The sequence below is a fragment of the Pseudomonas oplopanacis genome, from assembly GCF_057128725.1.
This window is the reverse complement of record NZ_JBSKHV010000005.1, coordinates 1-13,436: the sequence shown is the minus strand read 5'-3', so window position 1 is coordinate 13,436 and position 13,436 is coordinate 1. Positions and strand designations below refer to the sequence as shown.

The window sequence follows — 13,436 nt, the reverse complement described above, 5'->3', positions numbered from 1 at the left end:
GTTCTGAAGCCCTTTTTGCTGTAAGTGCAGTGAGGAAAGACCCGATGAAAATGCCGAAACGTCTGATTACCAGCCTGGGCGTGCTGATGTTGAGCGCTACCCCGTTGCTGCACGCGAGCGCCGATCAGCGCGACGATCACGACCACGGCGGCCCGCAACAGGGCCAGTACGATAACCATGGCGACAATCATGGGGATGATCACCGCGATCATCAGGACAACCATCGCGGTGGCCCTCCGCCGCGCGACTTCGGTCCGGTGCGTCAGACGATCCACGAACACCACGAATATTTCGTGCGCGGTGCGCCGCCACCTCCAGGTATACATCTGGAGCGCGGCCGGCCGTTGCCTCACGGCTATTACGGTGAGCGTCTGGACAATCGCGCGCTCGGTCGCCTGCCGTATTACCCGGGGTACGAATGGCGCCGGGCAGGGGGTGACATTGTGCTGATCGCCGTCGGCACCGGGATTGTTTACGAAGTGCTGGAAGGGGTGCTTTGATCTAACGTACAGGCAAAAAAAGGGCTTCGCGGATTATCCACGAAGCCCTTTTTCTTATGGCAGTTCCAACCCGCCGGCGGCTTTGTGCAGCTTGCGTAGATGCTCACCAACCTGCTTCAGGTTGGCTTCATTGGCGGCCATTTCCGCTGCACGGTCCGGTTCGAGCAGCGCTCGCACTTCCTTGTCCAGATCGCCTGTCAGCACCAGCAGCTGCTTTTGGCGCAGGCTGCTTTCCGATTCCAGGCGTTGCGATTCACTCGGTTGGGGCAACCCGTAACCGCCACTGCCGAGCAGTTCGGCCGGGCGACTGAGGTAGCCGCTATTGGCGAGGAGCTGTTGCAAGGTCACATTGGCCTTGTCCATGCCGCCGTTTTCCAGGTTCCGCGCGCCGAGGTAGCGCTGCTTGACCTCGTCCTGGGCCAGCAGCAATTGTTGGCGCAGGGCCGCTTGTTCCAACAACAGCAGTGCCGCGCTGGTGCGCAGGTCAGCCTGTTCGAACCATTGCCGGCGCTCGACCGCTTTTAATGCCAGCCAGTCCTCGACTTTGTCCTGTTTGATCGGCAAGCGTTTTTTCAGCACATCGAACATGGCTTGATAGCGGTCGCGGAAGGAATCGAAGCGATAGCCCAGTCGTAGCGCTTCGCGTGGATCATCCAGCACGCTGGTGTCGGCCAGTCCCCGGCCCTTCAGCACCGCCAGCAAGCCGTTGGGCATGATGTTGTCGAGCCCGACCAGTTTTGGGTTGTTGGTGCCGCCTCGCAGCAGTTTCAGTTCTTCCACCGCACAATTGTTGGAGAGGAAGAAGTAGTTGCCGTCGTAACTCCAGTGCATCTCCGCGGCACGCTCCACCACATCTTCGATCTCATTGCGCGACAGGTTCAGCGGCACCGAAGCCAGGCTGCGCAGTTCGGTCTTGGTGTACTCGTCGATGACCTGGGCGAGCGGGAGGACGAACAGGCGCGAGGGGTATTTGCCGACCAGTCCGTCCCAACTCGAGAGCTGTACATCACCGACGAAGGCGCGATAGGACAAGACCAGATGCTGGTCCAGATCGAGACGGCAGTCGGGGCCTCGTGGTCGTCCCGGCGCACAAATCACCAGCCGCAACATGCTGTGGCCCCAGCGACTGACCCAGTTCTGGTTGGCTTCGGCCAGCAGGTAGTCGACCGCATACACCCGTTCCGGATCAACCTGCCCGAGGGGTGTTTTGGCAAAGTCATTGCCGGCGTTGAGGAAGGCGAAGGTTTTGGCGCAGGTGTCTTTCGCCGCTGGCGCCCAGCCGAAGTGTTCCTGGTAGTAGCGATACAGCGCCGGACGCCGACAGGCGTAGCTCGGGTCGAGGAGGAAATACTCCATGTTGACCGCAACGAACTCTTTGGGGCTGTCCGTTTCGTAAATGTCCGGGCTACGCGCGATCTGGCGGTTGTGCTGTTCACGTTCGCCGCGACGGCCGACGTATTGTTGCCAGCCAGCGAGGTCGAGCAGGCGCGGATCGTCGCTGAGGGTAAAGCGCCGATCATTCTGGCCACGGCACTGATCGGGAATACCCACCAGTCCGGCGCTGTTGCTGCGTCGGGTGCAGTGTTGAATCAGTTTGCGCTCGGCGTCTGGCCACAGGCGCGAACGGTCGTAAATGTGGGTGAGTTCGTGCAACACCGTGGCGAGCATTTCCCGGCGGACGGTGCCATGGGGGCGATAGGTCTTCTTGGTCGCGGCGCTACCGTCTGTGAGGCTGGCGAGCAGGTTGCGATTCAAGTCGAGTTCGGACACCAGCGTCGCCTGGCCGTAGGCGTTGCTCGGCATGTCGTCGGTCCAGCCGACATCGATACGTCGGTCCAGTTGCTCGATGAACCGCGGCGGCAGCGCCTGCATGGCTTCATCGAGCAATGCCTGGCTGGCTTGCTGTTGTGCGGGGCTGAGGCCTTCAGTCTTGAGCTGTAATTGCAGGCTGGCGTGGGCCGCGCTGCCGAGCAGCATCATGACCCCGGCCAGCAGCCAGGCGGCTGACGGCCTCACAGTGCGAGGATGGCTTCGGCGAGTACCTGATCACTGGCATCCCGGGCTTCCGGCACGCGAATGCGTAGGGTATTGAAAGCCGCTTCGAGGTGCGCGCCGCGAATATCGCCATCGCTGGCCACGAAACTGGCTGCGTCATCTTGGGCTTCGCGAATGATCTTCGAGTCACGGATGGAGGTGGTGGTGTCCGAGGTGAAATCAAGCGTGCGCTGGGTGGCACGAATGAGCATGTTACTGGTGGCTACCAGGGTATGGGCCTGGGCCATGTCAGCCAACAACAGCAGGCCAAGGGTGGCGGCAATCAGCGGGTTACGCATGGAACAACTCCGGAGAAACAAGGATAACTATTGGACGAGAATTGCTTGTGCCAGTTCAAGGTCGCTTGCATGAAGTTTTGGCCGGGTATGGCGCAGGTAAATCAAGGCCGATTCCAGCTGTGCTCCGCGTAATTGACCGTCACTGGCGATGAATGCCGCGGCATCATCGTGCGCGGCGAGCAGCAGTTTACGGTCGAAGGGTGCGGAGGTCACCAGACTGGTGCCATAACCACTGGCGACAGTGCCTTGCGTGGAAAGATTGAAGGCATCGAAAGCCTGTGCCGGGCCCGACCAGCAGGCCACAAGCAGTAGGGGTGTGAGCAACAACCTTGAATGAAAATGCATGAGACTCGATAGCTGAAAGCGAGTCCCAAGGCTAGCGCAACACCCGGTCTAGAGCCAGTGCCGAAACATGGGGACACGTTGGGCGTGTCCCGCGTCAGGTATCGCTTAGATGGTCAGGATGGCTTGTGCCAGTTGTGCATCGGTTGCGCTCAGCTGTGGCGCCTGGTGGCGAATGTAATCGAGTGCACTTTCCAGTTTTACGCCGCGGATGGCGCCTTCGCTGGCGACGAAGCTGGCCGCATCATCGCGCGCTTCACGCACAATCTTGTTGTCCTTGAAAGAAGAGGAAACGACGTCGGTGGTTGCGTCGGACGTGGCTTTGAGGGCATTGACGACCGCATCGGTGGTCACGATAAAGCTGGTGGCGTGGGAATTGGCCGCCACGGCAAGCAGGGCTGCAGCGCTGAGCAGACGAAGACGGGACATGGTGTAACTCCTTTGGATAACCGATTGAGAGGTAGCGAGGTATCTGCGGGATCAGACGTCTGTCCTACAGCGCTCGCCACGTTCTGATTGGATATTAGGCGCTTTTACCCGTTCGAACAGTCCTGTCTGTGCTGGCAGGACATTAGCGCCAGAACGGTTTATCCAGTTCCATGAGGCGATCGGCGTGGCTGATGCCCAAGTCTGATAGTTGCTGCGCATTGAGTTGCCCCAACAAACGCCGGGTTCTGGCTCGTTCCAGGCAACGGGAAAGAGTCGTCCACGCGCGTTGAAGCCAAGCTTTACAAGGTTGTGATTGCGGCGCGGGAGCGGAAACATCTTGTAAGTGATTCATGGCGCGATCCTTGTGCTTGGAAATGAGATTCCATGGTGATCCCCTCCGTTCTTGTGAAACAGGCACACTGCGCTGAAATTGTACTTATACAGATGTATAAATTAGATAACTGTACTGGTTTTGTAGAACGCCCTTTGTTTTTCGGGTTTCCAGCCCAAAACGACAAAGCCCGTCGTGGTTTCCCACGACGGGCTTTGTTTTTTCAATCTGGGATGCTGGCAGTGGACCCGATGGGTCAGGGCCAGCGACGCTAAGTTAGCGCCAGAACGGCTTGCTCAGCTCTTCGTAGCGTTGTGCTTCGCTAATCCCGGCATCAGCCAGCAGACGCGAATCCAGGCGAGCCAGTTGGTGGCGGCTGGAGATGCGGCGCTGCCACAGCATCAGGTTGGCGATAACGCGCAGAGGCATGGAAGCCTGGGTCTTTGCAGCAGTGTCTTCGAAGAACAGGTCGGAACTGAGTGTACGTTCCATGATTGACATCCTTCCGCTTGTGGCGGGATTAGGTAGTGGTTTAACTGGTGCCCATGATCCTCTCGTTTGCCTAGTCTCTGTAGATACAGTTCACCTGTATTGTGAGGGACCAGTTAACTGTTAATAGTGGGTGTACTGGTCTAAATTGAGGCAACTGTACCTGTCTGCACCGATATCGTGCGTTTTTGCTCGTTCGGCCTGAAAAGGTAGGCAATTACGGTAGGAAATAACCAGTACAGCAGTACAGTTTTAAACAGAATTCTGCTTGGCAACGGCAGGCTGACGAAATTGTGTTTGCGCCAGCCGCCATCTGTACCAATTACGCCTTGAGCATGCGCCCGGTTTCTTCCAGGTTGATGTGCCAGCTCAGTGCATCACGGAGGATATGCGGCGTGTGCCCGCCAATCGCACAAGCGGCGGCGAAGTAGTTGTCCAGGGCCTGGCGATAGTCCGGGTGCACGCAGTTGTCGATGATGACGCGCGCCCGCTCCCGGGGTGCCAGCCCGCGCAAGTCTGCAAGGCCGATCTCGGTGACCAGGATGTCGACGTCATGCTCTGTGTGGTCAACGTGGCTGACCATCGGCACGACACTGGAGATCGCGCCGCCCTTGGCGATCGATTTGGTAACGAAGACCGACAAATGCGCATTGCGCGCAAAGTCGCCCGAGCCGCCAATGCCGTTCATCATTCGTGTGCCGCAGACGTGGGTGGAGTTGACGTTGCCGTAGAGGTCAAACTCCAGCGCCGTGTTTACGCCGATGATGCCCAGGCGGCGCACCACCTCAGGGTGGTTGGAGATTTCCTGTGGGCGCAGGACCAGTTTGTCCTTGTAGCGCTCGAGGTTGCCAAACACATCGGCGTTGCGGCGACTCGACAAGGTAATCGAGCTGCCCGATGCGAAGCTCAGTTTGCCGGCATCGATCAGGTCGAAGGTCGAATCCTGCAGCACCTCGGAGTACATGGTCAGGTCTTCGAATGGCGAATCAATCAGGCCACACATCACCGAGTTGGCAATGGTGCCGATGCCGGCCTGCAGCGGGCCGAGCTTGTTGGTCATGCGCCCGGCAGCCACCTCTTGCTTGAAGAAGTTGATCAGGTGATCCGCGATGGCTTGGGTGTCGGCATCGGGTGGCAATACGGTGGACGGCGAGTCCGGTTGATTGGTGATCACAATCGCGACGATCTTCTCCGGCGGGATCGGGATGGCAGTGCTGCCAATGCGGTCATCGACTTTCACCAGCGGAATCGGCGTGCGGGTCGGGCGATAAGTGGGGATATAAATGTCGTGCAGGCCTTCGAGATTCGGGTTGTGCGCCATGTTGATCTCGACGATCACGTGTTTGGCGAAAATCGCGAAGCTGGCCGAGTTGCCAACCGACGTGGTTGGCACGATATGACCGTGCTCGGTGATCGCCACCGCTTCAATTACAGCGATGTCCGGCAACTTGAGTTGCTGGTTGCGCAGTTGCTCCACGGTTTCCGAGAGGTGCTGGTCGATGAACATCACCTCGCCCGCATTAATAGCCTTGCGCAGCGTGCTGTCGACTTGGAACGGCATGCGTCGCGAAAGTACGCCGGCTTCGGTGAGCTGTTTGTCGAGATCGTTGCCCAGGCTGGCGCCGGTCATCAGGGTGATTTTCAACGGCGAGACCTTGGCGCGCTCGGCCAGAGCCTGGGGTACTGCTTTGGCTTCGCCGGCGCGGGTGAAGCCACTCATGCCGACGGTCATGCCGTCCTCAATCAGAGCGGCGGCGTCGGCGGCGCTCATCACTCTATCCAACAAGGAAGGCAGGCGAATACGGTCATGGTACATGGATTGTTATCTCGGGCAACGGGTAGCAGGATGCGCAGTCTAGTGAATTACACCGACTCCTGTCCCGCTACCAAGGTCGCAAACGAGGCGTCTATTTCGGGCCTTTTGCGCAAAACACCATTACCGGATAGGTAACAAAAGCGTAGTTTTGTCCGACGATTTGCGCAAACAAAAACGCCCCGACGAGTCGGGGCGTCCTGTGTGCCGATGAGGGTTACTCGACGGCTTTGACCATGTCTTCGATGACTTTCTTGGCGTCGCCAAAAACCATCATGGTCTTGTCCAGGTAAAACAGTTCGTTATCCAGACCGGCATAGCCGCTGGCCATCGAGCGTTTGTTGACGATGATGGTCTTGGCCTTGAACGCTTCCAGGATCGGCATGCCGGCAATCGGCGACTTCGGATCGTTCTTCGCGGCCGGGTTGACCACGTCGTTGGCGCCCAACACCAGCACCACGTCGGCCTGACCGAACTCGGAGTTGATGTCTTCCATCTCGAACACTTGGTCGTAAGGCACTTCGGCCTCGGCCAGCAAGACGTTCATGTGGCCAGGCATCCGACCGGCAACCGGGTGGATCGCGTACTTCACGGTCACACCGCGATGGGTCAGCTTCTCGGTCAGTTCTTTCAGCGCGTGCTGCGCCCGTGCCACTGCCAGGCCGTAGCCCGGAACGATGATCACGGTGTCGGCGTTGGTCAGCAGGAACGTCGCGTCGTCAGCCGAGCCGGATTTCACCGGGCGGGCTTCCTTGGCGCCGGCCGGACCTGCATCGGCTGTGTTGCCGAAGCCGCCAAGCAGCACATTAAAGAAGGAACGGTTCATCGCCTTGCACATGATGTACGAGAGGATTGCACCGCTGGAGCCCACCAGCGAGCCGGCAATGATCAGCATCGAGTTGTTCAGCGAGAAGCCGATACCCGCCGCCGCCCAGCCGGAGTAGCTGTTGAGCATCGACACGACGACCGGCATGTCCGCGCCGCCAATCGGGATGATGATCAGCACGCCAAGCACGAAGGCCAGGGCCAGCATCAAGGCGAAGGCACTCAGGTTGCCAGTCAGCATGAAGGTCACGCCGAGGCCCAGTGTCGCCAGGCCCAGCAGCAGGTTCAACTTGTGCTGCCCGCCGAACTGTACCGGTGCGCCCTGGAACAGGCGGAACTTGTATTTGCCCGACAGCTTGCCGAAGGCGATCACCGAACCGGAGAAGGTGATTGCACCGATGGCCGCGCCGAGGAACAGCTCCAGACGGTTACCAGCCGGAATCGCGTCGCCCAGTTGCTTGACGATGCCTAGCGATTGCGGCTCAACAACCGCAGCAATGGCGATGAACACCGCAGCCATACCAATCATGCTGTGCATGAAGGCGACCAGTTCCGGCATCTTGGTCATCTCGACGCGCTTGGCCATGATCGAGCCGGCGGTGCCGCCGACCAGCAGACCGACGATGACGTAACCGATGCCGGCGGTGGCAAGCTCTGCGCCCAGCTTATAGATGAGGCCTACGGTGGTGAGGATCGCCAACGCCATGCCGAGCATGCCGTACACATTGCCGCGCCGGGACGTGGTTGGGTGCGACAGGCCTTTGAGGGCCTGGATGAAGCAGATCGACGCGATCAAGTAGAGCGTCGTTACAAGATTCATGCTCATTACTTCGGCGCCTCTTCTTTTACGACTTTCGGGGCTTTTTTCTTGAACATCTCAAGCATCCTGCGGGTAACCAGGAAGCCACCGAACACGTTCACTGCTGCCAGAGCCACCGCGAGGGTACCCATGGTTTTGCCCAGTGGCGTGACGGTCAGCGCCGCCGCCAGCATGGCGCCGACGATAACGATGGCCGAGATGGCGTTGGTCACGGCCATCAATGGCGTGTGCAGTGCAGGTGTAACGTTCCAGACCACGTGGTAACCGACATAAATCGCCAGCACGAAGATGATCAGGTTGTAGATACCGGGGGAGATAAGCTCTTCCATCGTCTGAATCCCTGCTTAGGCGTTTTTGCGGATGACTTGGCCATCGCGGCACATCAGGCACGCGGCGACGATATCGTCTTCGAGGTTCACTTCGAACTGACCTTCTTTGTTGAAGACCAGCTTCAGGAAGTCCAGCAGGTTGCGTGCATACAGCGCCGAAGCGTCTGCCGCCACTGCGCCGGCCAGATTGGTCGGGCCGCAAATGGTCACGCCATTCTCGACCACTACCTGATCCGCCACGGTCAGCGGGCAGTTGCCGCCCTGAGCCGCCGCGAGATCGATGACCACCGAGCCCGGCTTCATTTGCGCCACGGTTTCCGCGCTCAACAGCGTCGGTGCCTTGCGGCCCGGGATCAGTGCGGTGGTGATGACGATGTCAGCCTGCTTGGCGCGCTCATGCACGGCCAGGGCCTGACGTTGCATCCAGCTGGCGGGCATTGGCCGCGCGTAACCGCCGACACCAACGGCGCATTCGCGCTCTTCATCGGTTTCGTACGGCACGTCGACGAATTTCGCACCCAGGGATTCGATTTGTTCCTTCACCGCCGGACGTACGTCCGAGGCCTCGATCACCGCGCCCAGACGCTTGGCAGTCGCAATTGCCTGCAAACCGGCCACACCCGCGCCGAGAATAAGCACGCGCGCCGCTTTCACGGTGCCCGCAGCGGTCATCAGCATCGGCATGAAGCGCGGGTAGTGATGAGCGGCCAACAACACGGCTTTATAGCCAGCGATGTTCGCTTGCGAGGACAGCACATCCAGGCTCTGCGCACGGGAGGTGCGTGGCGCGGCCTCCAGAGCGAAGGCGGTAATGCCGCATTCGGCCAGCTTGGCGATGGTTTCATTGCTGAACGGATTGAGCATGCCCACCACAACGGTGCCGCTTTTAATCAGCGTCAGTTCGCTGTCGCTGGGAGCGACCACCTTGAGAATCAGCTCGGCACCAAACGCATCGTTGGCGCTGCCAATCGTTGCGCCTGCCGCTTCATAAGCACTGTCGACAACGCTGGCATTAATGCCGGCGCCGCTTTGCACAGTGACTTTATGACCCTGGCCGATCAGCTTCTTGATGGTTTCCGGGGTTGCAGCAACCCGTGTTTCACCCGTCTGGGTTTCGAGAGGAACACCAATGTGCACGTCAAATCTCCTGCGTGATCTTATTGAGTAAACCCAGGCACTTCGGATGGTGCGGCTGGGGCGGCCGATCAGCACGATCCCGCCGAATCAGGGCGGGGCGCGGCATTTTGCAGGCGAACTTTGTGCCCTTCAAGGGATTATGACGGGTGACGGAAAATTAACTACAAGTCACCCCGTGACCGAATGTCGCAACGAACTGGCTCAAGCCCTTACAGGACGTGACTTGTAAGGGGTTTTGTTGAAAATTGACCAATTACATATCTTTACGGTGAATAGTGCGTCATTGCCCGCCAATAGCGGCGCAAAGCCACGTCATCAGGCGCTTGTGGGACGTTTGTACTGCTTGTCCGTACAGCCTGTGTATATGCGACATATAGTTATATCTGTAGGGCTTTTGTTTTGCTGACTACGGGGTCAGCTAATTAGCTGAACCCTTTAACCCTCTAGGTTGTAGCTGTGCGCCTGATTGAGCAGCCAGTCGCGAAATGCCTTTAAAGACGCCGATTCCACTTTTCGCTCGGGAATCATCAGGTAATAAGCCTTGATGCTCGACAGTGCCTGCGGGTTGGCAATGACCAGGCGCTTCTCCGCCAATTCACGTTGAATCAGGAACGGTGGAATCAGCGCGATGCCCATGTCATGCATTGCCGCTTGGGCAAGCATGGAGAATAGCTCGTAGCGCGGTCCTGTCATGTCCCGTGGGATATTGAGGTGCTGCGAGTTAAACCACTGGCGCCATGCATAGGGGCGGGTGGTCTGTTGCAGCAGGGGGAGTTCAGCGATCTCGACGGGTGTCAGATTTGCCTTCTTGCCCAGTAGGGCCGGGCTGCACACCGGCATCGGATTTTCACCCATCAATCTGTGGGATTCGGTACCTGACCAGTCGGCATCACCGAAATAGATCGCTGCATCGAAGTCAGTATCGGCAAACAAAAACGGCCGGGTGCGGTTAGTAAGGTTGACCGTCACTTCCGGATGCTTCTGCTGAAAGTCCTTGAGTCGCGGCAGCAGCCACTGGGTGCCAAAAGTCGGAACCACTGCCAGTTCGATCACGTTGGCGCCCTGTTGCCCCATCACCGACAGCGTGTCCCGCTCCACCGCATCGAGTTGTGTAGCGACGCGACGGCTGTAGGAAAGTCCCGCTTCCGTCAGTTTCACACCGCGCCGCGAGCGTCGGAACAGTTCGACACTGAGGAACTCCTCCAGGCTGGCGATCTGCCGGCAAATGGCGCCTTGGGTCAGCGAAAGCTCCTGGGCAGCTTTGGTGAAGCTTTCGTGGCGTGCGGCCGCTTCAAAGCTGATCAGGGCCGTTGTGCTGGGGATTTTCCTGCGCATGTACGTCAACCTCACTAATCCATCGCATAAAGGCTCTTTTGCGATGTTACGGAGTGAGAAATTAGCACAACAGTATGCAAAATCCTCGTTTGCCGTAATGCCGAACCCGGCCTAGGATCAGTCCACGCAATTTGACCCTGATTCGAGAGGACACACTCATGGGCGGTAAAGCTAGCTTCAACTGGATCGATCCTCTGCTGCTGGATCAACAGCTCACTGAAGAAGAACGCATGATTCGCGACACTGCCGAGCAATTCGCTCAGCAGAAGCTTGCCCCGCGCGTTCTCGAAGCTTTCCGTCATGAGAAGACTGATCCAGCGATCTTCCGTGAAATGGGCGAAGTCGGTCTGTTGGGCGCGACCATCCCTGAGCAGTACGGCGGCAGCGGTCTCAACTACGTCAGCTACGGTCTGATTGCTCGTGAAGTCGAGCGTGTCGACTCCGGCTACCGTTCGATGATGAGCGTGCAGTCCTCGCTGGTGATGGTGCCGATCAACGAATTCGGCACTGAAGCCCAGAAGCAGAAGTACCTGCCGAAACTGGCCACCGGTGAGTGGATTGGCTGCTTCGGTCTGACCGAGCCTAACCACGGTTCCGACCCGGGTGCGATGATTACTCGTGCACGCAAAGTGGAAGGCGGCTACAGCCTGACCGGCAGCAAGATGTGGATCACCAACAGCCCGATCGCCGATGTTTTCGTGGTCTGGGCCAAGGATGACGCCGGCGACATCCGTGGTTTCGTTCTGGAGAAGGGCTGGAAAGGTCTGAGCACCCCGGCGATTCACGGCAAGGTTGGCTTGCGTGCGTCCATCACCGGCGAAATCGTCATGGACAACGTGTTTGTTCCTGAAGAGAACATCTTCCCGGACGTCCGTGGTTTGAAAGGTCCTTTTACCTGCCTCAACTCCGCACGTTACGGCATTTCCTGGGGCGCACTGGGCGCTGCTGAGTTCTGCTGGCACACCGCTCGCCAGTACACCCTGGATCGTCAGCAATTCGGTCGTCCATTGGCTGCCACTCAGTTGATCCAGAAGAAGCTCGCTGACATGCAGACCGAAATCACCATGGCGCTGCAAGGCTGTCTGCGTCTGGGTCGTATGAAAGACGAAGGCACTGCGGCAGTCGAAATCACGTCGATGATGAAGCGCAACTCCTGCGGCAAGTCCCTGGACATCGCTCGTATGGCGCGCGACATGCTGGGTGGCAACGGCATCTCCGATGAGTTCGGTGTTGCGCGCCATCTGGTCAACCTGGAAGTGGTGAATACCTATGAAGGTACGCATGACGTCCACGCACTGATTCTCGGTCGCGCGCAAACCGGCATCCAGGCGTTCTATTAATAGGAGAACGTCCATGGGCGCGCTTTCGCATCTGCGGGTACTGGATTTATCGCGGGTACTGGCCGGGCCTTGGTCCGGGCAGATCCTGGCGGACCTTGGCGCTGAGGTGATCAAGGTCGAGCGCCCGGGCAACGGCGATGACACGCGCGCCTGGGGGCCTCCTTTTCTGAAAGACGCCTATGGCGAGAACACAAGCGAGGCCGCCTATTACTTGTCGGCCAATCGCAACAAGCAATCGGTCACCATCGACTTCACGCGTCCGGAAGGTCAGAAGCTGGTGCGTGATCTGGCGGCGAAGTCGGACATCCTGATCGAGAACTTCAAGGTCGGAGGGCTGGCGGCCTATGGGCTGGACTATGCGTCGCTCAAGGCCATTAACCCGAATCTGATCTATTGCTCGATTACCGGGTTTGGCCAGACCGGTCCCTACGCCAAGCGTGCGGGTTATGACTTCATGATCCAGGGCCTGGGTGGCCTGATGAGCCTGACCGGGCGACCGGAAGGGGATGAGGGTGCCGGGCCGGTGAAGGTCGGTGTGGCGCTGACGGACATTTTGACCGGGCTCTATTCCACGGTGGCGATTCTGGCGGCGCTTGCGCACCGGGATCACGACGGCGGCGGCCAGCACATCGACATGGCGCTACTGGATGTTCAGGTTGCCTGTCTGGCTAACCAGGCAATGAACTACCTGACGACGGGCAATGCGCCCAAGCGCTTGGGTAACGCGCACCCGAACATCGTGCCTTATCAGGATTTTCCTACGGCGGACGGCGACTTCATCCTTACCGTGGGGAACGATGGTCAGTTCCGCAAGTTTGCTGAAGTGGCCGGGCAACCGCAGTGGGCAGATGACCCGCGCTTTGCGACTAACAAGCTGCGAGTGGCGAATCGAGCGGTGTTGATTCCGTTGATCCGTCAGGCGACGGTGTTCAAGACCACTGCGGAGTGGGTCTTGCAGTTGGAGCAGGCTGGCGTGCCCTGTGGCCCGATCAATGATCTGGCGCAGATGTTTGCTGATCCTCAGGTCAAGGCGCGTGGGCTGGCGATTGAAATGCCGCATGCGTTGGCAGGGATGGTGCCGCAGGTGGCCAGCCCTATTCGTTTATCCGAGACCCCGGTGGAGTACCGTAATGCTCCTCCATTGCTGGGTGAGCATACGCAAGAGGTTCTGCAGCGAGTGTTGGGTCTTGGCGCGGGTGCCGTGGCTGCTTTCAAAGAGGCTGGGGTGCTCTGAGGACTTCTTCTATATAGAAGGGAGCTGTTCCCCTTCTATATAGAGAGGAATCGGGTGGTTTTGCACCGTTCGGCAAGTTATTGATGGATAAGCAAAATCAGTGCTTGACGGCAGATTCTGGATGTCTATAATTCGCCCCACTTCCGGCGCAGTCGAAACGGAAAACTCCTTGGTAAACA

General features: G+C 58.7%; 14 protein-coding genes. 3 read left to right on the top strand and 11 right to left on the bottom strand.

Features of this window, described 5'->3' with window-relative positions:
• The first annotated feature begins 44 nt into the window (after window positions 1-44).
• Window positions 45-500, top strand: a complete 456-nt coding sequence (locus ACWKV5_RS12345; RefSeq protein ID WP_483841473.1) for an anti-virulence regulator CigR family protein — start codon at window positions 45-47, stop codon at window positions 498-500.
• Window positions 501-554: 54 nt separating this feature from the next.
• Here ACWKV5_RS12345 and ACWKV5_RS12340 read toward each other — a convergent pair whose 3' ends face one another.
• The 11 genes from ACWKV5_RS12340 to ACWKV5_RS12290 form a co-directional block, all read right to left on the bottom strand.
• Window positions 555-2,516 (bottom strand): DUF7844 domain-containing protein, encoded by a 1,962-nt coding sequence (locus tag ACWKV5_RS12340; protein WP_483841472.1) that lies wholly within the window; start codon window positions 2,514-2,516, stop codon window positions 555-557.
• Window positions 2,513-2,833 (bottom strand): DUF2388 domain-containing protein, encoded by a 321-nt coding sequence (locus ACWKV5_RS12335; RefSeq protein ID WP_483841471.1) that lies wholly within the window; start codon window positions 2,831-2,833, stop codon window positions 2,513-2,515. The genes ACWKV5_RS12340 and ACWKV5_RS12335 overlap by 4 nt, the downstream gene beginning before the upstream one ends.
• A gap of 27 nt (window positions 2,834-2,860) precedes the next feature.
• Entirely contained in the window at window positions 2,861-3,178 is a 318-nt protein-coding gene (locus tag ACWKV5_RS12330) for a DUF2388 domain-containing protein (protein ID WP_483841470.1), read from the bottom strand.
• Window positions 3,179-3,283: 105 nt separating this feature from the next.
• Window positions 3,284-3,604, bottom strand: coding sequence for a DUF2388 domain-containing protein (locus tag ACWKV5_RS12325; RefSeq protein WP_140665562.1), 321 nt, complete (start codon window positions 3,602-3,604; stop codon window positions 3,284-3,286).
• 142 nt (window positions 3,605-3,746) lie between these two features.
• A complete protein-coding gene (locus tag ACWKV5_RS12320) occupies window positions 3,747-3,956 on the bottom strand; it encodes a DUF1127 domain-containing protein (protein ID WP_483841469.1) in 210 nt (69 codons plus the stop codon).
• 255 nt (window positions 3,957-4,211) lie between these two features.
• The gene (locus ACWKV5_RS12315) at window positions 4,212-4,427 is read right to left on the bottom strand and encodes a DUF1127 domain-containing protein (RefSeq protein WP_007947887.1); all 216 of its coding nucleotides are present in this window, start codon (window positions 4,425-4,427) and stop codon (window positions 4,212-4,214) included.
• Window positions 4,428-4,746: 319 nt separating this feature from the next.
• On the bottom strand, window positions 4,747-6,240 hold the full coding sequence (scpC, locus tag ACWKV5_RS12310) for a succinyl-CoA:acetate CoA-transferase ScpC (RefSeq protein WP_483841468.1): 1,494 nt from the start codon (window positions 6,238-6,240) through the stop codon (window positions 4,747-4,749).
• Between the two features lie 214 nt (window positions 6,241-6,454).
• Complete coding sequence (locus ACWKV5_RS12305) at window positions 6,455-7,888, bottom strand: NAD(P)(+) transhydrogenase (Re/Si-specific) subunit beta (protein ID WP_027926100.1); 1,434 nt, start codon at window positions 7,886-7,888, stop codon at window positions 6,455-6,457.
• On the bottom strand, window positions 7,888-8,211 hold the full coding sequence (locus ACWKV5_RS12300) for an NAD(P) transhydrogenase subunit alpha part 2 (protein ID WP_007947884.1): 324 nt from the start codon (window positions 8,209-8,211) through the stop codon (window positions 7,888-7,890). Before ACWKV5_RS12300 ends, ACWKV5_RS12305 begins: the two co-directional genes overlap by 1 nt.
• Before the next feature lie 15 nt (window positions 8,212-8,226).
• Window positions 8,227-9,348, bottom strand: a complete 1,122-nt coding sequence (locus ACWKV5_RS12295; protein ID WP_483841467.1) for a Re/Si-specific NAD(P)(+) transhydrogenase subunit alpha — start codon at window positions 9,346-9,348, stop codon at window positions 8,227-8,229.
• 435 nt (window positions 9,349-9,783) lie between these two features.
• Window positions 9,784-10,683 carry a LysR family transcriptional regulator gene (locus tag ACWKV5_RS12290; protein WP_483841466.1) on the bottom strand — a complete coding sequence of 300 codons (900 nt, stop codon included), beginning with the start codon at window positions 10,681-10,683 and terminating at the stop codon, window positions 9,784-9,786.
• 158 nt (window positions 10,684-10,841) lie between these two features.
• On the opposite strand from ACWKV5_RS12290, the gene ACWKV5_RS12285 reads away from it, so the two are divergent.
• Both ACWKV5_RS12285 and ACWKV5_RS12280 read left to right on the top strand, forming a co-directional pair.
• Window positions 10,842-12,023, top strand: coding sequence for an acyl-CoA dehydrogenase (locus tag ACWKV5_RS12285; RefSeq protein ID WP_027926097.1), 1,182 nt, complete (start codon window positions 10,842-10,844; stop codon window positions 12,021-12,023).
• A gap of 13 nt (window positions 12,024-12,036) precedes the next feature.
• Window positions 12,037-13,257: a CaiB/BaiF CoA transferase family protein gene (locus ACWKV5_RS12280; RefSeq protein ID WP_483841465.1), complete on the top strand. Its 1,221-nt coding sequence runs from the start codon at window positions 12,037-12,039 to the stop codon at window positions 13,255-13,257.
• Window positions 13,258-13,436: the final 179 nt, after the last annotated feature.